Annotated in this window: 21 protein-coding genes; all 21 read left to right on the plus strand. The window is 73.1% G+C overall.

From position 1 onward, the window contains the following. The first annotated feature begins 126 nt into the window (after positions 1-126). The 21 genes from B0I33_RS17575 to ileS all read left to right on the plus strand — a co-directional run bounded on the left by B0I33_RS17575 (position 127) and on the right by ileS (position 23,929). The gene (locus tag B0I33_RS17575; protein ID WP_181193339.1) at positions 127-1,713 is read left to right on the plus strand and encodes a UDP-N-acetylmuramoyl-L-alanyl-D-glutamate--2,6-diaminopimelate ligase; all 1,587 of its coding nucleotides are present in this window, start codon (positions 127-129) and stop codon (positions 1,711-1,713) included. Beyond that, entirely contained in the window at positions 1,710-3,182 is a 1,473-nt protein-coding gene (locus B0I33_RS17580) for a UDP-N-acetylmuramoyl-tripeptide--D-alanyl-D-alanine ligase (protein WP_106179892.1), read from the plus strand. The genes B0I33_RS17575 and B0I33_RS17580 overlap by 4 nt, the downstream gene beginning before the upstream one ends. Continuing rightward, positions 3,179-4,264, plus strand: a complete 1,086-nt coding sequence (mraY, locus tag B0I33_RS17585; protein ID WP_106179893.1) for a phospho-N-acetylmuramoyl-pentapeptide-transferase — start codon at positions 3,179-3,181, stop codon at positions 4,262-4,264. The genes B0I33_RS17580 and mraY overlap by 4 nt, the downstream gene beginning before the upstream one ends. Before the next feature lie 5 nt (positions 4,265-4,269). Continuing rightward, positions 4,270-5,664 carry a UDP-N-acetylmuramoyl-L-alanine--D-glutamate ligase gene (gene murD / locus B0I33_RS17590; protein ID WP_106179894.1) on the plus strand — a complete coding sequence of 465 codons (1,395 nt, stop codon included), beginning with the start codon at positions 4,270-4,272 and terminating at the stop codon, positions 5,662-5,664. Continuing rightward, a complete protein-coding gene (gene ftsW, locus B0I33_RS17595; RefSeq protein WP_181193372.1) occupies positions 5,651-7,123 on the plus strand; it encodes a putative lipid II flippase FtsW in 1,473 nt (490 codons plus the stop codon). The genes murD and ftsW overlap by 14 nt, the downstream gene beginning before the upstream one ends. Continuing rightward, positions 7,120-8,244 (plus strand): undecaprenyldiphospho-muramoylpentapeptide beta-N-acetylglucosaminyltransferase, encoded by a 1,125-nt coding sequence (murG, locus tag B0I33_RS17600; RefSeq protein WP_106179896.1) that lies wholly within the window; start codon positions 7,120-7,122, stop codon positions 8,242-8,244. Before ftsW ends, murG begins: the two co-directional genes overlap by 4 nt. Next, on the plus strand, positions 8,241-9,686 hold the full coding sequence (murC, locus tag B0I33_RS17605; protein WP_106179897.1) for a UDP-N-acetylmuramate--L-alanine ligase: 1,446 nt from the start codon (positions 8,241-8,243) through the stop codon (positions 9,684-9,686). The genes murG and murC overlap by 4 nt, the downstream gene beginning before the upstream one ends. 7 nt (positions 9,687-9,693) lie before the next feature. Then, positions 9,694-10,560, plus strand: a complete 867-nt coding sequence (locus tag B0I33_RS17610) for a cell division protein FtsQ/DivIB (RefSeq protein WP_106179898.1) — start codon at positions 9,694-9,696, stop codon at positions 10,558-10,560. A gap of 66 nt (positions 10,561-10,626) precedes the next feature. Beyond that, the gene (locus B0I33_RS17615; RefSeq protein WP_106179899.1) at positions 10,627-11,133 is read left to right on the plus strand and encodes a DinB family protein; all 507 of its coding nucleotides are present in this window, start codon (positions 10,627-10,629) and stop codon (positions 11,131-11,133) included. Positions 11,134-11,200: 67 nt separating this feature from the next. After that, positions 11,201-12,469, plus strand: a complete 1,269-nt coding sequence (locus B0I33_RS17620; protein ID WP_106179900.1) for an NAD(P)/FAD-dependent oxidoreductase — start codon at positions 11,201-11,203, stop codon at positions 12,467-12,469. Beyond that, positions 12,463-13,194, plus strand: a complete 732-nt coding sequence (locus B0I33_RS17625) for a DUF1365 domain-containing protein (RefSeq protein WP_425440493.1) — start codon at positions 12,463-12,465, stop codon at positions 13,192-13,194. The genes B0I33_RS17620 and B0I33_RS17625 overlap by 7 nt, the downstream gene beginning before the upstream one ends. After that, positions 13,187-13,807, plus strand: coding sequence for an ECF RNA polymerase sigma factor SigK (gene sigK, locus B0I33_RS17630; RefSeq protein ID WP_106179902.1), 621 nt, complete (start codon positions 13,187-13,189; stop codon positions 13,805-13,807). The genes B0I33_RS17625 and sigK overlap by 8 nt, the downstream gene beginning before the upstream one ends. Beyond that, the gene (locus B0I33_RS17635; protein WP_106179903.1) at positions 13,804-14,580 is read left to right on the plus strand and encodes an anti-sigma factor; all 777 of its coding nucleotides are present in this window, start codon (positions 13,804-13,806) and stop codon (positions 14,578-14,580) included. Before sigK ends, B0I33_RS17635 begins: the two co-directional genes overlap by 4 nt. A gap of 249 nt (positions 14,581-14,829) precedes the next feature. After that, complete coding sequence (gene ftsZ / locus B0I33_RS17640) at positions 14,830-16,155, plus strand: cell division protein FtsZ (protein ID WP_106180162.1); 1,326 nt, start codon at positions 14,830-14,832, stop codon at positions 16,153-16,155. Between the two features lie 120 nt (positions 16,156-16,275). Then, entirely contained in the window at positions 16,276-16,980 is a 705-nt protein-coding gene (gene pgeF, locus B0I33_RS17645) for a peptidoglycan editing factor PgeF (protein WP_106179904.1), read from the plus strand. 2 nt (positions 16,981-16,982) lie between these two features. Further along, positions 16,983-17,711 carry a YggS family pyridoxal phosphate-dependent enzyme gene (locus B0I33_RS17650; protein ID WP_106179905.1) on the plus strand — a complete coding sequence of 243 codons (729 nt, stop codon included), beginning with the start codon at positions 16,983-16,985 and terminating at the stop codon, positions 17,709-17,711. A 78-nt stretch (positions 17,712-17,789) separates the two neighbouring features. Beyond that, complete coding sequence (locus B0I33_RS17655; RefSeq protein WP_106179906.1) at positions 17,790-18,383, plus strand: cell division protein SepF; 594 nt, start codon at positions 17,790-17,792, stop codon at positions 18,381-18,383. Between the two features lie 31 nt (positions 18,384-18,414). After that, on the plus strand, positions 18,415-18,699 hold the full coding sequence (locus B0I33_RS17660; protein WP_106179907.1) for a YggT family protein: 285 nt from the start codon (positions 18,415-18,417) through the stop codon (positions 18,697-18,699). 55 nt (positions 18,700-18,754) lie between these two features. After that, positions 18,755-19,633 carry a DivIVA-like cell division protein Wag31 gene (wag31, locus tag B0I33_RS17665; RefSeq protein WP_106179908.1) on the plus strand — a complete coding sequence of 293 codons (879 nt, stop codon included), beginning with the start codon at positions 18,755-18,757 and terminating at the stop codon, positions 19,631-19,633. Positions 19,634-19,723: 90 nt separating this feature from the next. Continuing rightward, positions 19,724-20,473: a hypothetical protein gene (locus B0I33_RS17670; protein ID WP_106179909.1), complete on the plus strand. Its 750-nt coding sequence runs from the start codon at positions 19,724-19,726 to the stop codon at positions 20,471-20,473. 285 nt (positions 20,474-20,758) lie between these two features. Then, positions 20,759-23,929: an isoleucine--tRNA ligase gene (gene ileS / locus B0I33_RS17675; RefSeq protein ID WP_106179910.1), complete on the plus strand. Its 3,171-nt coding sequence runs from the start codon at positions 20,759-20,761 to the stop codon at positions 23,927-23,929. The last annotated feature ends 45 nt before the right edge of the window (positions 23,930-23,974 follow it).

The following is a 23,974-nucleotide window of genomic DNA, read 5'->3' on the forward strand; positions in this document are numbered from 1 at the left end:
AGGCGTGTCCGCCGTCTGTGCACGCGTGCCCGCGTCGTGCGGCGCCGACACGCGTGCACAACCGGCGGACACGCGCGCGCGGCGGGCGGGGGAACCGGCGAAGTACCCCGCCGGTAACCTTCCGGCGTGTCTGTGAACAACGACGGTGGAGGGCAGGTGCCGAGCAGCCCGGTCAAGGCCGTCGGCGCGCCACCGCGTCCGCACCTGATCGAGCCGGTACCGCTCACGACCCTCGTCGCGCGGGCCGACGCGCGGCTGCTCGCGGACCCGGCGGCGCCCGAGGTCGCGGTCACCGGCGCCACGCTGCGCGCCCAGCACGTGCTGCCCGGCGATCTGTTCGCCGCGCTGCCCGGCGCCCGCACGCACGGGGCCGACTTCGCCGACGCGGCGCTGGCCGCGGGAGCCGCGGCCGTGCTCACCGACGAGGTGGGCGCCGAGCGGCCCACCCTGCGGGACGCCGACGTCCCCGTGCTGGTGCACTCCCAGCCGAGGGCCGTGCTCGGCTCGATCGCCGCCTGGATCTACGGCGAGCCGTCGCTGCGGCTGTCCGTCCTCGGCGTCACGGGCACCTCCGGCAAGACCACCACCGCGTACCTCGTCGAGTCGGGCCTGCGTGCCGCGGGCCACACCACCGGGCTCATCGGCACCGTCGAGACCCGCATCGCGGGCGAGCGGATCGCCAGCGCGTTCACCACCCCCGAGGCGCCCGACCTGCAGGCGCTGTTCGCCGTGATGGTCGAGCAGGGCGTCAGCCACGTCCCGATGGAGGTCTCCAGCCACGCGCTGGCCCTCGGGCGGGTCAACGGCACGCGGTTCACCGTCGGCGCCTTCACCAACCTGTCCCAGGACCACCTCGACTTCCACCGGGACATGGAGGAGTACTTCGCGGCGAAGTCGCTGCTGTTCGACGGGCGCTCCACCAGCGAGGTCGTCGTCATCGACACCGCGTGGGGGCAGGCGCTGGTCACCCCGCAGACGATCACGGTCTCCACCGAGCCGGACACGCAGGCCACCTGGTCGGCCACCGACTTCGCGATCACCGCGACCGGGGAGCAGTCGTTCGTGCTGCGGGGTCCCGACGGCCGCGCCGCCCGCGCGACGCTGCCGCTGCCCGGCGCGTTCAACATCGCCAACGCCGCGCTCGCCGCCGCGATGCTCGACACGGTCGGCGTGCCGCTGGACGCGATCGTCACCGGGCTCGCCACCGTCGAGGTGCCCGGCCGCATGGAGCGCGTCTACCTCGGCCAGTCGTTCACCGCCGTCGTGGACTACGCGCACAAGCCGGCCGCCGTGACGCAGGCACTGCAGGCGCTGCGTGCCCGCACGGAGGGCCGCATCATCACCGTGCTCGGCTGCGGCGGCGACCGCGACACCGCCAAGCGGCCGATGATGGGCGAGGCCGCGGCACGGGGCAGCGACCTGGTGATCATCACCGACGACAATCCCCGCAGCGAGGACCCCGCCGCCATCCGCGCCGCGATGCTCGCCGGCGCCAGGGCGGTCGGTCCCGCCTCCGGCGCCGAGGTGCTGGAGATCGCCGACCGGCGCGCCGCGATCGGCGCGGCCGTCGAGCACGCCGAGGCGGGGGACGTGGTGCTCGTCGCGGGGAAGGGACACGAGACCGGGCAGGAGGTCCAGGGTGTCGTGCACCCCTTCTCCGACCGCGACGAGCTGGAGGCGGCGATTCGCGAGAAACTCGAGGTGAGTGTGTGATCGCGCTGAGCTTGGCCGAGATCGCCGAGATCGTCGGCGGCAGGCTGCACGGCACCGACGGCACCGAGCGGGTCACCGGCTCGGTCGAGTTCGACTCCCGCAAGGTCGGTGCGGGCGGGCTGTTCGTCGCGCTGCCCGGGGAGCACGTCGACGGCCACGGCTTCGCCGCGCGGGCCGTCGCGCAGGGCGCCGCCGGGGTGCTCGCCGCCAGGGAGGTGGACGCTCCCGCGGTGATCGTGCCGCCACTTCCGCCGGGAAGGGCCCACGAGCGCTCGGTGGCGCTCACCGGCGACACCGACGGCTCCGGCGCCGCCGTGCTCGCCGCGCTCGCCACGCTGGCGCGGCACGTCGTCACCGTGCTCTCGGCGGGCGAGCTGACCGTCGTGGGCGTCACCGGCTCGTCCGGCAAGACGTCCACCAAGGACCTGATCGCGCAGCTGCTGGAACCGCTCGGGCCGACCGTCGCCCCGCCGGGGTCGTTCAACAACGAGCTCGGCCACCCGTGGACCGCGCTGCGCGCCGACGAGCGGACGCGGCACCTCGTGCTGGAGCTGTCCGCGCGCGGGCCGGGGCACATCGCGGAGCTCGCCGCCGTCGCGCCGCCCCGGATCGGGGCCGTGCTCAACGTCGGCAGCGCCCACGTCGGCGAGTTCGGCTCCCGGGAGGGCATCGCCAAGACCAAGGGCGAGCTGGTGGAGGCACTGCCCGGGGACGGCGTCGCGGTGCTCAACGTGGACGATCCGCTGGTGGCGGCGATGGCCGCGCGGACGAACGCGCGGGTCGTCGGCGTCGGGGAGGGCGCCTCGGCCACGGTGCGCGCCGCGGACGTGACCCTGGACGAGCGGGCGCGCGCGTCGTTCCGGCTCGTCACCCCGCACGGTGAGGCGCCGGTGACCCTGCCGCTGTTCGGCGAGCACCACGTCGGCAACGCGCTCGCCGCCGCGGCCGTCGCGCTGGAGCTCGGCTCGCCCGTGGCGGACGTCGCGCGGCGGCTGTCCGCCGTCGAGCGCCGCTCCGCGCGCCGGATGGAGGTCACCACCCGGGCGGACGGCGTCACCGTCGTCAACGACGCCTACAACGCGAACCCGGAGTCGATGCGCGCCGCGCTCAAGACGCTGGCTTCCATGTCCGCAGGTCGGCGATCTTGGGCGGTCCTCGGTGTCATGGGCGAGCTGGGGGCCGATAGCGTGTCCGCGCACGACGAGATCGGCAGGCTCGCCGTCCGGCTGAACATCCACCGGCTCGTCGTGGTCGGCGGCGGGGATCCCGCCGTCGCCGCCATGCATCACGGTGCAAGCCACGAGGGTTCTTGGGGAGAGGAGTCGGTCCTGGTGCCCGACACCGACGCCGCGGTCGCGCTGCTGCGCGCCGAGTTGCGTCCGGACGACGTCGTACTGGTGAAGGCCTCCAAGGTCGGCGCGCTCTGGCGGGTGGCCGAGGCGCTGCTCGAGGAGGGCGGTCAGGCGTGATCAGCATCCTGATCGCGGCGTCGATCGGTCTCCTGATCTCCATCCTGTTCACCCCGTACCTCATCCGGGTGTTCTCGAAGCAGGGCTTCGGCCAGGAGATCCGCGAGGAGGGGCCGCAGGGGCACAAGTCGAAGCGCGGCACGCCGACGATGGGCGGGGTGGCGATCATCGTCGCGATGGTCGTCGGCTACTTCGCCGCGCACATCATCGACTGGGTCCGCGGCTCCCGCAGCGACGGGCCGACGGCGTCCGGGCTGCTGGTGCTGTTCCTCGCGGTCGCCCTGGGTCTGGTCGGCTTCCTCGACGACTTCATCAAGATCCGCAAGCAGCGCAACCTCGGGCTGAACAAGACGGCCAAGCTCGTCGGCCAGCTCGTGGTCGCCGTCGCGTTCGGCATCCTCGTGCTGCAGTTCGCCGACGAGAACGGGCTCACCCCCGCGTCGCAGCACCTGTCGTACGTGCGCGACCTGACGCTGATCTTCCTGCCGGTCCCGGTCTTCATCATCTTCACCTACCTGCTGATCTCCGCCTGGTCGAACGCGGTGAACTTCACCGACGGGCTCGACGGGCTCGCCGGCGGCGCGGGCGCGATGGTGCTGGCGACCTACGTGGTCATCTCGTTCTGGCAGGCCCGGCTCAGCTGCGTCGAGACGCCGCAGGCGGCCTGCTACGACGTGCGGGATCCGCTCGACCTCGCGGTGGTCGCCGCGGCCGCCACCGGAGCCTGCGTCGGCTTCCTGTGGTGGAACGCCGCGCCCGCGAAGATCTTCATGGGCGACACCGGCTCGCTGGCCCTGGGCGGGCTCGTCGCGGGGCTGTCGATGACGACCAGGACCGAGCTGCTGGCCATCGTCATCGGCGGCCTGTTCGTGGTCGAGATGATCTCCGTGGTCGCCCAGATCGCGGTGTTCCGCACGACGCGGCGCAGGCTGTTCCGGATGGCGCCGTTCCATCACCACTTCGAGCTCGCCGGCTGGGCCGAGACGACGGTCATCATCCGGTTCTGGCTGCTCGCCGCCATCTGCTGCATGTTCGGCCTCGGCCTGTTCTACAGCGAGCAGCTCGGCCTCGGCGGGGGCTGACGGGCATGGAGCTGGCCGGGCGGCACATCCTCGTCGCCGGCGCCGGGGTCACCGGCCGGTCGGTGACCGCCGCGCTCGCCGGTTCCGGTGCCGAGGTCACGGTGACCGACGGGGACCGGGACCGCCTCGCCGCGCTCGCCGGCTCGGGCGCCCGGCTGGAGCCGGGGCTCACCGCGCCGCCGGAGGGCACGTCGCTGGTGGTCACCAGCCCCGGCTGGCGGCCCTCCTCGCCGCTGCTCACCGCGGCCGCGGCGGCGGGCATCGAGGTGATCGGCGACGTGGAGCTGGCCTGGCGGATCGGCCAGGGCCTGCCCCGGCCGCCCCGGTGGCTCGCCGTGACCGGCACCAACGGCAAGACCACCACGGTCGGGATGCTCGAGTCGATCCTGCGGGCCGCCGGGCTCGACGCCGTGGCCTGCGGCAACGTCGGCTTCGCCGTGCTCGACGCCGTCCGCGCGGGGCACGAGGTGCTCGCGGTGGAGCTGTCCAGCTTCCAGCTGCACTGGTCGAGCACGCTCGCCCCGCACGCGTCGGTGGTGCTCAACGTGGCCGAGGACCACCTGGACTGGCACGGTTCCCTCGACGCCTACGCCGCCGCCAAGGGCTCCCTGCACGCCCGGTCCGGCACGGTGGTGCACAACGTGGCCGAGCCGTGGTCACGGCGGCTCGCCGAGGGCCACGCGCCCGCCACGGCCGCGCGCGTCGGTTTCCGGCTGGACACGCCCCGCCCCGGCGAGCTCGGCGTGGTCGAGGACCTGCTGGTCGACCGCGCCTTCGTCGCCGACCCGGTGCACGCGGCGGAGGAGCTCGGCACGCTCGCCGACGTCCGGCCCCCCGGCCCGCACAACGTCGCGAACGCGCTCGCCGCCGCCGCGCTGGCGCGGTCCGCCGGGGTGCCGCCGGGGGCCGTGGCGAAAGGGCTGCGCGAGTTCCGGCCCGGCGCCCACCGGGCCGTCGAGGTCGCCGAGATCGACGGCGTGCGCTACGTCGACGACTCGAAGGCCACCAACCCGCACGCGGCGCTGGGCTCGCTGCTCGCGCACCCCGGTGTCGTCTGGATCGCGGGCGGACAGCTCAAGGGCGCCTCGGTCGACGAGCTCGTCGCCACGGCGGCGGGCAGGCTGCGCGGGGTCGTGCTGCTCGGTGCCGACGCCGACGTGATCGCCGCCGCTGTCGCGCGACACGCGCCGGATGTGCCGGTCAACCGCGTTCCTCCGGGTGACGATGAGCCCATGACGACGGCAGTGAGTGCGGCCCGCGCCATGGCACGCCCCGGGGATGTGGTGCTTCTCGCGCCCGCCGCCGCGTCGCTGGACATGTTCCGCGACTACGGCGAACGGGGCGACCGGTTCGCCGCGGCGGTCGAGGCGATCCCGGGACACCCCCGTGACGGTGGTTGACGGTACCCGCGACGACCGGCGGGGGCGAACCGAGCGGCGCAGGCGCAGGGAACGCGCCGAGCGCGGTTTCACCGCCGTCCGTACCGCGCTCACGGCGTGGCTGTCCCGCCCGCTCGCCGACTTCCACCTGATCCTCGCCACCTGCGGCACGCTCGGCGTGATCGGCATCGTGATGGTGCTCTCGGCGTCCTCGGTCACCTCGTACAGCCCGGGCAGCGACTCGTCGGTCTACCAGCTGTTCCAGCGGCACCTGCTGTTCGTCCTCGTCGGCGGGGTGGCGTTCTGGCTGGGCGTGCGGATCCCGCTGCGCCGCATCCGGCAGCTGTCCTCGGTGGCGATGGTGGCCTGCCTCACCCTGCTCGCACTGGTCCTCACGCCGCTGGGCACGAGCATCAACGGCTCGCAGGGCTGGTTCGTCGTCGGCCCGCTGTCGTTGCAGCCGGTGGAGGTGGCGAAGGTGGCGCTGGCGCTGTGGGGCGCGCACATCCTCGTCACCAAGTACAACCTGCTGCACCAGTGGCGGCACCTGCTGGTGCCGTTGCTGCCTGCCGCCCTCATCATGTTCGCGCTCGTCATGGCGCAGCCGGACCTCGGCGGCACGATCACGCTCGGGGTCGTGCTGCTCGCGCTGCTCTGGTTCGCCGGGGCGCCGAAGCGGCTGTTCGCGGTCGTCGTGGTCGGCGCGGTCGCCGGTGCGGTGGTGCTCGCCTTCACCGCGCCGTACCGGCTGAACCGGATCCTGACGTTCCTCAACCCGCAGGCCGACCCGCTCGGCAAGGGCCTGCAGGCCAACCAGGCGCTGTACGCGCTGGCCGACGGCGGCCTGTTCGGCAAGGGCCTCGGGCAGGGCCAGTCCAAGTGGATGTACCTGCCCAACGTGCAGCACGACTTCATCTTCGCGCTGATCGGCGAGGAGCTCGGGTTCGTCGGCTGCGTCGTGGTGATCGGCCTGTTCTGCCTGCTCGCGAGCGTGGGGCTGCGCATCGCCGTGCGGAACCTCGACCCCTGGATCCGCATCGTCGCGGGCACCCTCACGGTGTGGGTGGTGGCGCAGGCCGCGATCAACATCGGCTACGTCGTCGGCCTGCTGCCGATCACGGGCGTCACGCTGCCGATGATCTCCTACGGCGGCACGTCGCTGATCGTCACGATGCTGCTGTTCGGGCTGCTCGCCAACTGCGCCCGGCACGAGCCGGAGGCGGTCGCGGCACTGCGCACGCAGGGCCCGGGTAAGTTCGGACGCCTGATGCGGCTGCCCGCGCCCGACCCGTACCGCCCGCCGACCAAGCGCCGGAGCACCGGCAGGGGCGGATCCGGCAAGTCGGGCCGCCCGGCCCCGCGTACCGCGCGGTCGGCCTCGGCACCCGACCGCAGGCGCGCGGCACCGGAGTACGGTCGACGTTCCACGCCGAGGGGCGTGGCCAGACGGGGAACAGCGACGCGGAGAGGACGCAGGTGAGCGATCCGGTCAAGCGGGCCGAACCGGGCGCGGCGCGCACGGCGCCGACGGTCGTGGTCGCCGGTGGCGGCACGGCGGGACACATCGAGCCCGCACTCGCACTCGCCGACGCGGTGAAACGGCTGCGGCCGGACGCGTCGGTGGTCGCGCTGGGCACCGAGCGCGGGCTGGAGAACCGGCTGGTGCCCGCCAGGGGCTACCCGCTCGAGCTGGTGCCGCCGGTGCCGCTGCCGCGCAAGCCGACCGCGGACCTGCTCCGGCTGCCGCGGCGGGTCTGGGAGTCGGTGCGCCGCACTCGCGCCGTGCTCGACCGGGTCGGCGCGGACGTGGTGGTCGGTTTCGGTGGCTACGTGTCCCTGCCCGCCTACCTCGCCGCCCGCGGCCGGGTGCCGATCGTGGTGCACGAGGCGAACAAGCACCCCGGGCTGGCGAACAAGGTCGGGGCGCGGTTCGCGAACCGGGTCGCCGTCGCCGTGCCGGGCACACCGCTGCCCGGGGCCGACGTGGTGGGCATCCCGCTGCGCCGGTCCATCACCGCGCTCGACCGGCCCGCGCTGCGCGCCGAGGCCCGCGAGCACTTCGGTCTCGACCCGGACGCGCCCACGTTGCTCGTGTTCGGCGGCTCCCAGGGGGCCCGCTCGCTCAACGTCGCGGTGTCCGGAGCGGCCCGCGAGCTGGCCGAGGCCGGGATCGGCGTGCTGCACGCGCACGGCCCGAAGAACACGCTCGCCGTGCAGGAGTTTGCCGGCCGCCCCGCCTACGTGCCCGTGCCGTACCTGGAACGGATGGACCTCGCCTACGCGGCGGCCGACGTCGTGCTCTGCCGATCGGGCGCGATGACCGTGGCCGAGGTGTCGGCGGTGGGCCTGCCCGCCGTGTTCGTGCCGCTGCCGCACGGCAACGGCGAGCAGGCGCTCAACGCCCGGCCCGCGGTGGACGCGGGGGCCGCGCTGCTCGTCGACGACACGGACCTCACCCCGGCGAAGGTCGCCGAGCTGGTGATCCCGCTGGTGACCGACGCGGAGCGGATCGGCAAGATGAGCGCGGCGGCGGTCGGCCTCGGACACCGGGAGGCCGACGAGGTACTCGCCAGGATGGTCCTGGCGGCAGCAGGGGGATGAGCGTGCAGACGACGACCACCACCGACGTGCCCGAGATCCTGCGGCGGGCCCACCTGATCGGCATCGGCGGCGCCGGGATGAGCGGCATCGCGCGCATCCTGCTCGCCAGGGGAGCCGAGGTCTCCGGCTCCGACGCGAAGGACTCGCGGGCGTTTTTGACCCTGCGCGCGCAGGGAGCCAGGATCGAGGTCGGCCAGCGGGCCGGGAACCTCGACGCGCTGCCCGGCGGGCCCAGCGCGGTCGTGGTGTCGACCGCCATCCGCGACACCAACCCGGAGCTGGTGGCCGCGCGCGAGCGGGGCGTTCCGGTCCTGCACCGGGCCGAGGCGCTCGCGGCGCTCATGACGGGACACCGGGTTGCGTGCATCGCGGGGACCCACGGCAAGACCTCCACCACCTCGATGCTGACCGTGGCGCTCCAGCAGTGCAGGCTCGACCCTTCGTTCGCCATCGGCGGCGATCTCAACGAGTCGGGGGCCAACGCCCACCACGGGGACGGCGGGCTGTTCGTCGCGGAGGCCGACGAGAGCGACGGCTCGTTCCTGACCTACTCGCCCTCGGTCGCCGTGGTCACCAACATCGAACCGGACCACCTCGACCATCACGGCACCGCCGAGGCGTACGTCGCGGTGTTCGCGGAGTTCGCGCGCCGCATCGAACCCGGCGGCGTGCTCGTGGTCTGCGCCGACGACGCGCCCGCCGAGGAGCTGGCCGCCAGGGCCGAGGCCGACGGTGTCCGCGTGCGGCGGTACGGCCGCTCCGTCACCGGGGCCGGGGACGCGCGCCTGCTCGGCTACGAACCGGGCGAGGAGGGCGGCACCGCACGGATCGCCCTCGGTGGCGCCGACGGTGCCGACGGTGAGGAGATCGCCCTCCGCGTCGCCGTGCCGGGCGAGCACATGGCGTACAACGCGATCGCCGCGCTGCTCGCCGGGCTGGAGCTGGGCGCGCCGCTCGACGGGCTGGTGGCCGGTCTCGCCGCGTTCGGCGGCGTGCGGCGGCGGTTCGAGTTCAAGGGCCGCGCGGGCGAGGTCCGGGTCTACGACGACTACGCCCACCACCCGACGGAGGTCGCCGCGCAGCTGCGGGCCGTCCGGCACGCCGCGGGCAGCGGCCGGGTGGTGGTGCTGTTCCAGCCGCACCTGTACTCCCGCACCAAGGCGTTCGCGCGCGAGTTCGCCGAGGCGCTCGGGCTGGCCGACGAGGTCGTGGTGCTCGACGTGTACGGCGCGCGGGAGGAACCGGAGCCCGGGGTCACCGGCGAGCTCATCGCCAAGGAGATCACCGGCGCCGGGGTGCACTACGAACCCGCCTTCGACCGGGCCGCGCTGCTCGCCGCCGACCTCGCCAAGCCGGGCGACCTGCTGGTGACGATGGGCGCGGGCGACGTGACGCAGCTCGGCCCCGAGATCCTCGCCGAGCTCGACCGGCGCGGTGAGTAGGTCCGCGATGCCCACGGCCAGGCAGCGGTCGGCACGGGGACGCGACCGGGAGCGGCGCGACCCCGGCCGCACGCGCCGGGACCGCGAGCAGGCGCGCGCCCGGGACGGCGAGCAACGGTCCGGCCGCGACCGGGCACCGGTGCGGCACAGTGAGCGCGGCCGCCGGTCCGCGCGGGCCAGGGAGCAGACCCGCGCCGCCCCGTCCCGCCGCAAGGCCCTGCGCAGGCGGTGGGTCGCCGCGCTCAGCCTGCTCACCGTCGCCGGCCTGGCCTACGTGCTGCTGTTCACCTCGCTGCTGGGCGTGCGCTCGGTCGAGGTCGTCGGGGCGCGGACGGTGAACGCCGAGCGGATCCGCGAGGTGGCGCGGGTGCCGGACCGGCAGCCGATGCTGCGCGTGGACACCGACGCCATCCGCGACCGGGTCGCCACGCTCAACACCGTCGCCACCGTCGAGGTGTCCCGCTCGTGGCCGTCGACCCTCGAGATCACCGTCACCGAGCGGACGCCGATCGGGTTCTACGACACCGGCGAGACCCTGCACCTGGTCGACCCGGCCGGGGTCGTCTACAAGCGCGTCGACGAACGGCCGTCCGGCCTGCCGGAGCTGACGCTGCCGAGGGTGGGGCCCGACGACCCGGCGACGCGTGCGGTGACGGCCGTGCTGTCCGGCCTGCCGCCGGAACTGGCCGACCGGGTCGTGTCCGCGGGCGCGCGAACCCCCGGCAGCGTCGAGTTCACGCTCCGCGGCGGCAAGGTGGTGCGCTGGGGTGACGTCACCCAGGCCGAGCGCAAGGCGAAGGTGCTCGCCGTGCTGCTCACCCGGAAGGGCACGACGTACGACGTGAGCAGCCCTGAACTGCCCACCGTCTCGTGAGCGGGCGGCGCCTCCGCCGAGGGGTGGTGACCGGGCGAAGGACGGGTGTCTTGAGAAGATCGCCCGATGGCCACCGAACCCACCCGTCCCGAACCGCCGACCACGGGCGGCGAGCGGGAGCAGCTGACCGGTTTCCTCGACTTCCTCCGCGCGACCGTGGTCTGGAAGTGCTCCGGCCTCACCGACGAGCAGGCGCGGCGGCGGCTGGTGCCGAGCGAGCTCACCACGATCGCCGGTCTGCTCGGCCACCTGGCGTTCGTGGAGCAGTACTGGTTCGAGGTGGTCCTCGACGGCAGGCCCGACCCGTGGCGCGAGGCGCTGGCCGAGGATCCGGACGCGGAGTTCCACGCCGCGCTGCGCACCCCACTGGCGGAACTGCTGGACGGCTACGCGGCCCAGTGCGCCAGGAACAGGGAGATCACGGCACGGCTGGCGCTCGACGACGAGGCGCCGCACGGCGAGCGGAAGGTCAACCTCCGCTTCGTGCTGATCCACATGATCGAGGAGACCGGGCGGCACGCGGGACACCTCGACCTGCTCCGCGAGCTCACCGACGGCCTGACCGGGGAGTGACCGCGCGGGCGCGGGCACCGAAGAGCACGCGACCAATCCACCCCGGGGGCCGCGCCGAAACACCGGTGTGCACACCACGGGAGAACGGGTCGCGGTCGTCGGCAGCGGAGTGGCCGGACTGACCGCCGCATATCTGCTGCAGCGCCGTTACGACGTCCTGCTGTTCGAGGCGGACGACCGCCTCGGCGGCCACGCCCACACCCACGACGTGCCGAGCGCGCGCGGCGGGATGGTCGGCGTCGACAGCGGTTTCATCGTCCACAACGAACGCACCTACCCGCACCTGCTGCGGCTGTTCGGCGAGCTCGGAGTCCGCACACAGGACACGGAGATGTCGATGAGCGTCCGCTGCGGCGGGTGCGGTCTCGAGTACGCGGGTGCCCGCGGCCCGGCGGGCGTGTTCGCCCGGCCCGGCAACGCGGGCAACCCGGCCTTCCTGCGGATGCTCGTCGAGATCAAGCGCTTCCACCGGCAGGCGCGCCGCGTGCTGGCCAGCCCCGAGGCGGGAGAGGTCACGCTCGGCGCGTTCCTCGCGGTCGGCGGGTACAGCCGGTACTTCCGGGACCACCTCATGCTGCCGCTGGTGGCCACGGTCTGGTCCGCCGACCGGGTCGACACGCTGCGCTACCCCGCGCGCTACCTGTTCAGGTTCCTGCACAACCACGGCATGCTGTCGGTGTCCGGCTCCCCGCGGTGGCGCACCGTCACCGGCGGCTCGCGCCAGTACGTCGAGCGGGCCGCGAAGCAGCTGACCGCCGTGCACCTGTCCACCCCGGTGCGGGCGCTGTCCCGGACCGCGCGGGGCGTGGAGGTCCGCGACGACGCCGACACCCCGCACGTCGTCGACCGGGTGGTCGTGGCCACCCACGCCGACCAGGCGCTGCGCCTGCTCACCGGCCCCACCCGGGCGGAGCGCGAGGTGCTCGGCGCGTTCCGGTACTCCCGCAACGAGGCCTGGCTGCACACGGACGACTCGGTCCTGCCGTCGGCGCCGGGGGCGCGGGCGTCGTGGAACTTCACGGCGGCCCGCTGCGGCGCCGACCACGGTGCGGTCCAGGTCAGCTACGACATGAACCGGCTGATGCGGCTGGCCGAACCGCGGCGGCACCTGGTCACGCTCAACCCGGCGGTCCCGCCGCGACCCGGGTCGGTGCTCGCCCGGATCGAGTACGAGCACCCGGTGTACACCCCGGAGTCGGTGGCCGCGCAGCGGCGGCTGCCCGAGCTGAGCGACGGGATCGTCGCGTACGCGGGCGCCTACCACGGCTGGGGCTTCCACGAGGACGGCTGCGCGTCCGGGGTGCGGGCCGCGGCGTCGCTGGGGGTGTCCTGGTGACCGCGCCCGCCCTCTACGACGCGACGGTGGCGCACGTGCGGCACGTGGCCCCGCCGCTGTCCTTCGCGCACCGGCTCCACCTGTGGCTGGTCGACCTCGATGACCTGCCCGCGCTGCCCCGGCCGCTGCGCCCGTTCGCCCGGTTCGACCCGCGGGACCACTTTCGCGCCGGTGACGACCGGCCGATCCGCGTCAAGCTCGACTCGTGGCTGGCCGGCCGTGGCGTCGACCTCGCCGGAGGCAGGGTGCTGATGCTCACCGGTGCCCGCGTGCTCGGCCATGTGTTCAACCCGATCACCCTGTACTGGTGCCACCGGCCCGGCGGCGAGCAGGCCTGCGTGGTCGCGGAGGTGCACAACACCCACGGCGGCAGGCACGCCTACCTGCTGTTCCCGGACCACCGGGGCGCCGCGGGCGCCGGAAAGGAGTTCTTCGTGTCGCCCTTCCAGGACAGCAGGGGGCACTACCGGATGCGCCTGCCCCGGCCGGACGCGCTGCTGTCCGCCTCGGTGGTGCTGAGCACGGGCGGCGCGCCCGCACTGACCGCGTCGCTGCGCGGTGTCCGCAGGCCCGCGACGCCCGCCGCGCTGCTGCGTATGCTGCTGTCCAGGCCTTTCGTCCCGCACCGGGTGTCGGCGCTCATCCGCAGGCACGGAACAGGGCTGTGGTTGCGCCGCGCGCCGAGACCGCGCGTGGCGACGAGGCTGGGAGCGCTCAATGGATGAGAGTGTGCGGCGGCCGGCGCCGGTCGGGGACACCGCGTCGCCCGGGGCGCCCGAGGCCCAGGGAGTGCCCACCTCCGAGGAGCTGCTCGCCGAGGTGGCGAAGGGTGACGAGCGCGCGTTCGCGCAGCTGTACGACCGGCTGGCGGGCCCGGTGTTCGGGCTGGTCCGGCGGATCCTGCGGGACAACGCCCAGTCGGAGGAGGTCGCGCAGGAGGTCCTGGTCGAGCTGTGGCGCACGGCAACCCGGTACTCGCCGGACAAGGGCAGCGCGCTGAACTGGGCGATGACGCTGGCGCACCGGCGCGCGGTCGACCGGGTGCGGTCGGCACGGGCGAGCACCGAACGGGAGCGGCGGGCGACGTTCGAGGCCAACCGGGGCAGGCCGTTCGACGAGGTGTCGGAGGCCGTCACGGCCCGCTGGGAACGGCAGCAGGTGCGCCGCTGCCTTTCCCACCTGACCGAGCTGCAACGGGAGTCGGTGTTGCTCGCGTACTACCAGGGGTACACCTACCGGCAGGTCGCCGAGGTGCTGTCGGCCCCGCAGGGAACGATCAAGACGCGGCTGCGGGACGGGTTGATCCGGCTGCGGGACTGCCTGGGGGTGACGGTATGACATCGCCCGACATGCACACCTTGGCCGGTGCGTTCGCGCTCAACGCGCTGGACGAGCACGAGCGCGCCCGGTTCCGGCGGCACCTGGCCGAGTGCCCCTCGTGCAGCCAGGAGGTCCGCGAGCTGCAGGCGACGGCCGCCCGGCTCGGCGCGGCGAGCGCGGAGGATCCGCCACCGGACCTGCGGCGGCGGGTGCTCGCGCAGGTCCACGAGACCAGGCAGCAGTCCCCCGCGAGCGGGCCCGACCCTCGGGAACGGTCGCGCCGCGGCGCGGGGATGCCCCGGTGGGTGCTCGGGCTCGCCGCCGCGGCCGCCGTGGTGGGCCTCGCGCTGGCCGGCGTGTTCGGCGGGATCGCGCTCGACACGCAGGGCAGGCTGGAGGCCGCGCAGGAGCGGATCGACCAGGCGCGGGAGAAGTACGCGCCGATCGCCGACCTGCTCGCGGCGGCGGACGTGCGCACCGTGCACGTGGAGACGTCGATCGGCGGCCAGGCCACGGTGGTGTTCTCCCGCTCGCGGAACACCGCGATGGTGATGGGCTCGGAACTGCCTCCGCAGGACGCGGGCCGCGCCTACGAGCTGTGGATGCTGGACGACGAAGGCGACCCCGTCTCGGCCGGGGTGCTGCCCCCGCCGGACCAGCCGGGCTCGCTGGTGCTCGCCAGGGGCATCGACGACGCGGAGGGCATGGCGATCACCGTGGAGCAGGCCGGTGGCTCGCCGAGCGGGCAGCCGACCACCCCGCCGATCATGAAGGTCGACATGCCCGCGTGAATGCGCTTCACTGTGCGGTGGCGCACGGACGGCCGGCCACGCGCGAAACGGTGTGGCGAAAGACGTTTGCGACACACGGCGTGGCTGCTGGATTCGCGCCTTCCTGATGCCTACCGTCCTGCACAACGTTGGTAGTTGACATAACTCTGAGCCTTGAGTTGAGGTTGAGGGTTTGCCGGGGCGGTCCGCCCGAGTCGTCGACATCCAGCGGGAGGCATGAACAGCACCACGATCAGGAAGGCGGATCCGATGACGCCCCCGCACAATTACCTCGCGGTGATCAAGGTCGTCGGCATCGGCGGCGGCGGCGTGAACGCCGTGAATCGCATGATCGAGGTCGGTCTGAAAGGCGTCGAGTTCATCGCGGTGAACACCGACGCGCAGGCCCTGCTGATGTCGGATGCCGACGTCAAGCTGGACATCGGCCGGGAGCTCACCCGGGGTCTCGGCGCGGGCGCCTCGCCCGAGGTGGGGCAGAAGGCCGCCGAGGACCACCGGGAGGAGATCGAGGAGGTCCTCAAGGGGGCCGACATGGTCTTCGTCACCGCGGGCGAGGGTGGTGGCACCGGCACCGGCGGTGCCCCGGTCGTCGCGCAGATCGCGCGCAAGCTCGGCGCGCTGACGATCGGCGTGGTCACCCGCCCGTTCTCGTTCGAGGGCAAGCGCCGTGCCCGGCAGGCGGAGGACGGCATCCAGTCCCTGCGCAACGAGTGCGACACGCTGATCGTGATCCCCAACGACCGGCTGCTCCAGCTCGGGGACATCGGCGTGTCGCTGATGGACGCGTTCCGCTCCGCCGATGAGGTGCTGCTCTCCGGCGTCCAGGGCATCACCGACCTGATCACCACGCCGGGCCTGATCAACCTGGACTTCGCCGACGTCAAGAGCGTCATGTCCGGCGCGGGCAGCGCGCTGATGGGCATCGGCTCCGCGCGGGGCGAGGGGCGTGCCGTGCAGGCCGCCGAGAAGGCCATCAACTCGCCGCTCCTGGAGGCCTCGATGGACGGGGCGCACGGCGCGCTGCTGTCCATCGCGGGCGGTTCCGACCTGGGGCTGTTCGAGATCAACGAGGCGGCCTCGCTCGTGCAGGAGTCGGCGCACCCCGAGGCCAACATCATCTTCGGCACGATCATCGACGACTCGCTCGGCGACGAGGTGCGGGTGACGGTGATCGCCGCGGGCTTCGACGCGGGCACGCCCACACACAAGAAGCTGGACCCGGCCGCGTTCGGCTCCCGGGGCTCCACGGCGACGGCCGACTCGGGGCCCGCGGGCGGTTCGTCCGCCCCGGCCACGGGCCAGTCCCGGCCGGGCGGCCCCCAGCCGCAGCCCGAACCGCAGCCCGGGGGCTACCCGGCCGCCGGAAGCGGGCAGCGTCCGCAGCCGCAGTCTCCCGGCAACGGGCACGCGTCCCAGTCGGGCACGCTGCCGCCGCAGCCGGGTTCCGGGCGCGGCTACCCGCCGCCCGCGTCCTCCACGCCGCGTGGCACCGGCAGCCTGCCCGGCAGGGCCACGCCGGTCACCGACGACCCCTCGGACGACGACGTCGACGTTCCCCCGTTCATGCGCCGCTAGGCTCGTGAGCGGAACGTGGTGAGAACGTGGTGAGAACACAGCCGCGCGGAGCGCCTCCGCCAGGGTGGTGGCCGGGCGGCGGATGGGCGTTTCTCGCCCAGGAGAGAAGGGCTCGCAGTCTTGCGCATCCGTCGGGTGGTCACGACCAGGGCGGGCGGTGAGTCCCGGCCCCCGTTCGACTCGTTCAACCTGGGCGACCACGTCGGCGACGATCCGGCGGCGGTGGCGGCCAACCGCAAGCGGATGGCCGCGGAGCTGGGTCTGCGCGAGGAGCGGTTCGCCTGGATGGAGCAGGTGCACGGCCGCAGGGCGACGGTCGTGGACGGCACCGAGACGGGGCCCGCGGAGGCCACCGACGCGCTGGTGACCGCGCGCCCCGGCGTCGCGCTGGTGGTGCTCGTCGCCGACTGCGTACCGCTCCTGCTCGGGGACCCTGAGGCCGGGGTGGTCGCCGCGGTGCACGCGGGCCGCGTCGGCGCCCGCGTCGGGGTGGTGCCCTCGGCGCTGGAGGCGATGCGCGCGGCCGGGGCCGAGCCACACCGCGTCGAGGCGCTGCTCGGCCCCGCCATCTGCGGCCAGTGCTACGAGGTGCCGAGGGAGATGGCCGACGACGTCGAGGCGCACCTGCCGGGCAGCGTCTGCCACACCCGGAAGGGCACCCCCGGCCTCGACCTGCGCGCCGGCCTGTGGCGCCAGCTCGCCGACGCGGGCGTCGGCAAGATCGGCGTCGACCCCCGGTGCACCGCCGAGGACGACACGCTGTTCAGCCACCGCAGGCAGCGGCCGACCGGCCGGATCGCCGGGGTCACCTGGATCGAGGAGTGACGGTGGACCGTCGCGCCGAGCTCGCCGAGTCCCTCGAATCCGTCCGCGACCGGCTGCGCCGCGCCTGCGTGGCGGCGGGCCGCTCGCCGGACGACGTGCGCCTGCTGGCGGTGACCAAGACCTTCCCGGCGACCGACGCCGCGCTGCTGGCCGACCTGGGGGTGGCCGACCTCGCCGAGAACCGCGACCAGGAGGCCGCGCAGAAGGTGCGCGAGGTGCGGCGGCTGCGGCCCGGCCACGCCGTCCGCTGGCACATGGTCGGCCGGCTCCAGCGCAACAAGGCGCGGTCGGTCGCGCGCTGGGCCGACGAGGCGCAGTCGGTGGACTCGGTCCGGCTGGCCGAGGCGCTGGCGAAGGCGGTGCGGTCCGCGCTGGACGCGGGGGAGCGCAAGGGCGCCCTCGACGTGCTCGTGCAGGTGAGCCTGGACGCGGATCCCGGCCGCGGCGGCTGCCCGCTCGACGCGGTTCCCGAGCTCGCCGACCTCATCGCCCGGAAGAGTGACTTTCTGCGACTGCGGGGCCTCATGGCGGTCGCGCCGCTGGGTGCCGATCCCGAGCCCGCGTTCGCGCGGCTCACCCGGGCGGCCGAGCGGCTGCGCCGGGATCATCCGGAAGCGACCGAGATTTCCGCTGGTATGAGCGGTGACCTCGAGCAGGCCGTGGCGCACGGCTCGACGTGTGTGCGTGTCGGAACTGCGTTGCTCGGCGGTCGCGGTCTAGCCTCGCCATAGACGGTTCACCCGGCGGCGTTCGTAGGCGTGACTCAGCGTCAGGGGTGGGACGACGAGCCGCGAGGGCGAGGGAGAGGCATGAGCGCGCTGCAGAAGCTGAAGGCCTACTTCGGGATGGTCCCTGCCGAGGACGACTACGACTTCGACGACGACTACCGCCGCGGCTACTCCGACGACGAGTACGACGCCTACGACGAGCCGCAGCCGCGCCGCCAGCGCCAGCGCTACCACGTGATGGACGAGTTCGACGAGGCGGAGCAGCCGCCGGTGCGGGGCCGCCGCGCGCAGCCCGACCCGCAGGTGCACGGCGCGCTGGCGATGGACCGCCAGCCCGAACCGGTCTCCCGCCTGCGGTCGGTGCCGGAGCCGCCGCGGTCGGCGGGCCGTGATCCGCTCGGCCGCATCATCACACTGCACCCGACCAGTTACGCGGAGGCACGGGAGATCGGGGAGGCCTACCGGGACGGGCTCCCGGTCATCATGAACCTCACCGAGATGGAGAACGCGGACGCCAAGCGGCTCGTGGACTTCGCCGCGGGACTGGCCTTCGCCCTCCACGGCTCCATGGACAAGGTCACCAACAAGGTGTTCTTGCTCTCACCCCCGGACATCGACGTGACCGCCGAAGACCGCAGGCGGATCGCCGAGGGCGGTCTCTTCCTCCGGCACTGAGCCGGTTCCCCGGGTGTGGCAGAGTGGTGCTGTGGACGCGGTCTTGCTGATCTTGTACTTCCTGCTCTTCCTGTTCTGGCTGCTGCTCACGGCCCGGATCGTCGTGGAGCTGGTGCGCGCGTTCGCTCGCGAGTGGCGGCCTTCGGGAGGGGTTGCGGTCGCGCTCGAGACCATCTACACAGTGACCGACCCACCGGTCAAGGCGCTCCGCCGGATTATTCCCGTGGTGCGGATTGGCGGCGTCGGGCTGGACTTATCGATTATGGTGCTGCTGTTGGTTGTGTTCATACTGATGCAACTGGCGTATCCCGGGTGATGGGGACGGGGACCCGGGATTGTCCGGCAGGCCATGGAGTGCGTGAGGTGATCTGATGTCGTTGACCCCTGCTGACGTGCATAACGTCGCGTTCAGCAAGCCTCCAATCGGCAAGCGGGGCTATAACGAGGACGAGGTGGACGCCTTCCTCGACCTCGTGGAGACCGAACTTGCCCGGTTGATCGAGGACAATAACGAGCTGCGGCAGCAGGTCGAACAGCTCGATGCGGAGTTGGAATCGACCCGTGGTGAGCTGGAGACCGCGAGGGCCAACGCCGCCTCCGCTCCGTCCCACCCCGTCCGCGAGGAGGCCCCGTCGCGCAGGCTCGCGCCGGTGCCGTCCGCCATGGAGCAGACCCAGGCCCATGGCTTCATGGGCGACAACGGCGAGCCGAACGTGCAGGCCGCGAAGGTGCTCGGGCTCGCCCAGGAGATGGCCGACCGGCTCACCGCCGAGGCCAAGACCGAGTCGGACGGGATGCTCGCCGAGGCGCGGACCAAGTCGGAGCAGCTGCTCTCCGACGCGCGCTCGAAGGCCGACTCCATGGTCAACGAGGCGCGGACCCGCGCCGAGACCATGCTCAACGATGCCAGGACGAGGGCGGAGACCCTCGAGCGGCAGGCGCGCGACAAGGCGACCACGATGGATCGCGAGGCGCAGCGCAAGTACACCGAGACGATGAACAACCTCAACAGCGAGAAGAGCGCGCTGAACAAGAAGATCGAGGAGTTGCGCACCATCGAGCGGGAGTACCGCACCCGCCTGCGTGGCTTCCTGGAGTCCCAGCTGCGTGAACTCGACGACCGGGGATCGGCCGCGCCCGCGTCCGCCTCGTCCTCCGGCTCCGGCCAGTCCGGCGGCAGCGGTGGCAATGCGACGGCAGGCGGCAGCGGCCAGGGCTACTCGTTCGGTCCGCGCGCCGAGGCAGGCTGAGCGGCCCGGCGTAAGCGGACGGAGACGGTTCCGGCACTCCCCGTGGGAGGGTCGGAACTGTTCCGTTCGCCTCCCGTGTTGTAATTCACCGTGCTCTTCATCGTCCTCATCCTGGTGCTGGCCGCCCTCGGGCTGGTGGTCACGGCGCTCGTGACGGCCGACTCGCTGTGGGCGTGGATCTCGATCGGCGTCTCCCTGCTGGCCGGTCTCGTGCTCGTCGTCGACTGGCTGCGCAGGCGCTCGGCGCGACCGGATGCCGAGCAGGCCGGTGCGCCACCCGAGACGGCGGAGAGTTCGGAGAGCGCGGAGAACACGGAGAACCTGGAGAGCACGGGTACCTCGACCTCGGACACCTCGGCCGGTGCGGAGCCGGAGGACGCGGACCGGGCCGGGGACACCGACGGCGCCCAGGACACCCAGGGCACCCAGGACACCCAGGACACTGGCGACACCGAAGCCGCCGAGGACACGGGACCCGCAGCGGACTCGGAGGCCGCAGCGCCCGCAGCGGACACCGCGAGCACCGAGCGCTCAGGTGAAGCCGCCCCGACGGCCCTGCTGCCGTCGTCCGGGGAACTGGGTGGTGCCCGGGACGAGCCGGGCGAGGAGGACACCGACGCATCCGACGTGCTGGTCGTGTCCAGCCTCGACGTCGAGGTGCTGGTCGTGGACGAGCATCCGCGCTACCACCTGCAGGACTGCTCGTGGCTCGCCGACCGCGCGACCATCCCGATCGCCGTCGCGGAGGCGCGGGAACTCGGCTTCACCCCGTGTGCCCGGTGCGCTCCCGACGCCACTCTGGCCGCCCGGCACCGCGAGAAGCGCAAGAGCCGCAAGTGACGGGGACCAACCCTGTTCTCCACCCACGACCGGTGACCCGCTAACCTGGTGGCACACGGCGTCGATCCGGCCATCACCGGGGAGCCTCCGGAAGAACGGGCGGCACCGCCGCCTCAGTAGAACCGGACGGGTACGGCCCGTCACAGCCGTCCAACGAGCGGTCCGCGCACGCGTCGCGCGGGCAAGCGGGGTGGTACCGCGGAACGTGCGCCAACGGGCGCCGTCTCGTCCCCGTGGGGGCCCAGTGCCCGTACGTGAGAGACGAACCGCGAGGAGCGCACCCGGATGTACCCCAAGGCTTCCGTCGGTGGCCAGTCAGCAGGCCAGGTCCCGGCTCAGCCGTCGTTCCCGGCGGTGGAGAAGGACGTGCTGGCCTACTGGGAGGCCGACCGCACCTTCGCCGCCACGGTCGAGGGCCGGGAGGCGGGCGAGAACGGCGCGAACGAGTACGTCTTCTACGACGGCCCCCCGTTCGCCAACGGGCTGCCGCACTACGGGCACCTGCTCACCGGGTACGTCAAGGACATCGTCCCCCGGTACCAGACGATGCGCGGCAAGCGCGTCGAGCGCCGGTTCGGCTGGGACACCCACGGTCTGCCCGCGGAGCTGGAGGCGGAGCGCCAGCTCGGCATCACCGACAAGTCCCAGATCGACGACATGGGCATCGCGGAGTTCAACCGGGCCTGCCGCGAGTCGGTGCTGCGCTACACCAAGGAGTGGCAGGAGTACGTCACCCGGCAGGCGCGCTGGGTGGACTTCGACCACGACTACAAGACGCTCGACGTCACCTACATGGAGTCGGTGATCTGGGCGTTCAAGCAGCTGTGGGACAAGGGCCTGGTGTACGAGGGGCACCGGGTGCTGCCGTACTGCTGGCGCGACGAGACGCCGCTGTCCAACCACGAGCTGCGGATGGACGACGACGTCTACCAGAGCAGGCAGGACCCCGCGGTGACCATCGGGTTCCGCATCGAGGGCAACGAGAACGACCTCGACGGCGCCTACCTGCTGATCTGGACCACGACCCCGTGGACCGTGCCGTCCAACCTGGCCACGGCCGTGCACCCGGACGTCGACTACGTCGTCGTCGAGGGGCCCGAGGGCAGGCGGTTCGTGCTCGCCGAGGCCCGCGTCGCCGCCTATGCCAGGGAGCTGGGCGACGAGCCCGCCGTCGTCGCGCGGCACCGGGGCGGCGACCTGCTCGGCACCCGCTACGTGCCGCCGTTCCCGTACTTCACCGGGCGCGAGAACGCCCACCGCGTGCTCGCCGCCGACTACGTGACCACCGAGGACGGCACCGGCATCGTCCACATCGCGCCCGCCTACGGCGAGGAGGACAAGGTCGTCACCGACGCCGCGGGCATCGCGCCGGTGACGCCGGTGGACTCGAAGGGCCGGTTCGACGCGCAGGTGCCCGACTACGAGGGCCAGAACGTCTTCGAAGCCAACGCGAACATCATCCGCGACCTCAAGAACGGCACGGGTTCCGCGGGCCGCCAGGGCGCGGTCCTGCTCCGCCACGAGACCTACGAGCACCCGTACCCGCACTGCTGGCGCTGCCGCAACCCGCTGATCTACCGCGCGGTGTCCTCGTGGTTCGTGGCCGTCACCGAGTTCAAGGACCGCATGGTCGAGCTCAACCAGCAGATCACGTGGTACCCGGAGCACGTGAAGGACGGCCAGTTCGGCAAGTGGCTGGAGAACGCCCGCGACTGGTCGATCTCCCGCAACCGGTACTGGGGCACGCCGATCCCCGTGTGGGTCTCCGACGACCCTGCCTACCCCCGCGTCGACGTGTACGGCTCGCTCGACGAGCTGGAACGCGACTTCGGGGTGCGGCCCACCGACCTGCACCGGCCGTACATCGACGAGCTGACCAGGCCCAACCCGGACGACCCGACGGGCGCCTCGACCATGCGCCGGGTGCCCGAGGTGCTCGACGTGTGGTTCGACTCGGGGTCGATGCCCTACGCCCAGGTGCATTACCCGTTCGAGAACGCCGACTGGTTCGAGCACCACTACCCCGGTGACTTCATCGTCGAGTACATCGGGCAGACCCGCGGCTGGTTCTACACGCTGCACGTGCTCGCGACGGCGCTGTTCGACCGGCCCTCGTTCCGCACGTGCGTGTCGCACGGCATCGTGCTCGGCTCTGACGGGCAGAAGATGTCGAAGTCGCTGCGCAACTACCCGGACGTCAACGAGGTGTTCGACCGCGACGGCTCGGACGCGATGCGCTGGTACCTCATGGCCAGCCCGATCCTGCGCGGCGGCAACCTGGTCGTCACGGACAAGGGCATCCGCGACGCGGTGCGCCAGGCGGTGCTGCCGCTGTGGAACTCGTACTACTTCCTCGCGCTCTACGCCAACGCCGAGGGCATCGAGGGGCGGGTGCGGACCGACTCGCGGCACGTGCTGGACCGCTACGTGCTCGCCAAGACGCACGAGCTGGTGACCGACGTGGAGCACGCGCTGGACACCTACGACGTGGCCGGGGCGTGCGCCCACCTCCGGGACTTCCTCGAGGTGCTCACCAACTGGTACGTGCGCCGCTCGCGGGACCGGTTCTGGGCGGGCGAGCAGGACGCCGTCGACACCCTGCACACCGTGCTGGAGGTCGTCTGCCGCACGGCGGCGCCGCTGCTGCCGCTGACCACCGAGGCGGTGTGGCGCGGGCTCACCGGCGGCCGGTCGGTGCACCTGTGCGACTGGCCGCTCGTCGACGAGCTGCCCGCCGACCCGGCGCTGGTCACCGCGATGGACCGGGTGCGGCAGGTGTGCTCGTCGGCGCTGTCGCTGCGCAAGGCGAACAAGCTGCGGGTGCGGCTGCCGCTGCCCCGGTTGCTGGTGGCGGCCGAGGACGCCGAGACGCTGCGGCCGTTCACCGACATCATCCGCGACGAGGTGAACGTCAAGTCGGTCGAGCTGACCACGGACGTCGCCGCGCACGGCGGGTTCGAGGTCGCCGTCAACGCGCGCGCCGCGGGACCGCGGCTCGGCAAGGACGTGCAGCGGGTGATCAAGGCCGTGAAGGCGGGCGAGTGGACGACCTCGCCGGAGGGCGCCGTGGTGGCGGCCGGGATCGAGCTGCGGGAGGGCGAGTACGAGCGCAGGCTCGTCGCGAAGGACACCGGCGCCGCCGCCGAGCTGCCCGGCGGTTCCGGGCTGGTGCTGCTCGACACCGAGGTGACCCCCGAGCTCACCGCCGAGGGCGTGGCGCGGGACCTGGTCCGCGTGGTGCAGCAGGCGCGCCGTGACGCCGGGCTCGACGTCGCGGACCGGATCCGGCTGACCGTGGACGCCCCGGAGGACGTGCTCGCCGCCGCGCGGGCGCACGAGCGGTTCCTCGCCGCGGAGACACTCGCCACCGCGGTGTCGTACGGCCGGCTGCCCGACGGGTTCGGCGGGACGGTCGGGGACGGGGCGAAGGTCACCGTCGCCGTGGCACAGTCGTAGGGGACCGGCCGCGTTCCGGGGCGGCCGGGGCATACGGGCACTGGG

Source organism: Prauserella shujinwangii (genome assembly GCF_003001955.1).
GTDB lineage: Bacteria > Actinomycetota > Actinomycetes > Mycobacteriales > Pseudonocardiaceae > Qaidamihabitans > Qaidamihabitans shujinwangii.

Excerpts from the sequence above, each read along its gene's own strand:
- murD (WP_106179894.1), top strand. The coding sequence starts at position 4,270 with ATGGAGCTGGCCGGGCGGCACATCCTCGTCGCCGGCGCCGGGGTCACC.
- murC (WP_106179897.1), top strand. The coding sequence starts at position 8,241 with ATGAGCGTGCAGACGACGACCACCACCGACGTGCCCGAGATCCTGCGG.
- B0I33_RS17610 (WP_106179898.1), top strand. The coding sequence starts at position 9,694 with ATGCCCACGGCCAGGCAGCGGTCGGCACGGGGACGCGACCGGGAGCGG.
- B0I33_RS17615 (WP_106179899.1), top strand. The coding sequence starts at position 10,627 with ATGGCCACCGAACCCACCCGTCCCGAACCGCCGACCACGGGCGGCGAG.
- sigK (WP_106179902.1), top strand. The coding sequence starts at position 13,187 with ATGGATGAGAGTGTGCGGCGGCCGGCGCCGGTCGGGGACACCGCGTCG.
- B0I33_RS17635 (WP_106179903.1), top strand. The coding sequence starts at position 13,804 with ATGACATCGCCCGACATGCACACCTTGGCCGGTGCGTTCGCGCTCAAC.
- ftsZ (WP_106180162.1), top strand. The coding sequence starts at position 14,830 with ATGACGCCCCCGCACAATTACCTCGCGGTGATCAAGGTCGTCGGCATC.
- B0I33_RS17655 (WP_106179906.1), top strand. The coding sequence starts at position 17,790 with ATGAGCGCGCTGCAGAAGCTGAAGGCCTACTTCGGGATGGTCCCTGCC.
- wag31 (WP_106179908.1), top strand. The coding sequence starts at position 18,755 with ATGTCGTTGACCCCTGCTGACGTGCATAACGTCGCGTTCAGCAAGCCT.
- ileS (WP_106179910.1), top strand. The coding sequence starts at position 20,759 with ATGTACCCCAAGGCTTCCGTCGGTGGCCAGTCAGCAGGCCAGGTCCCG.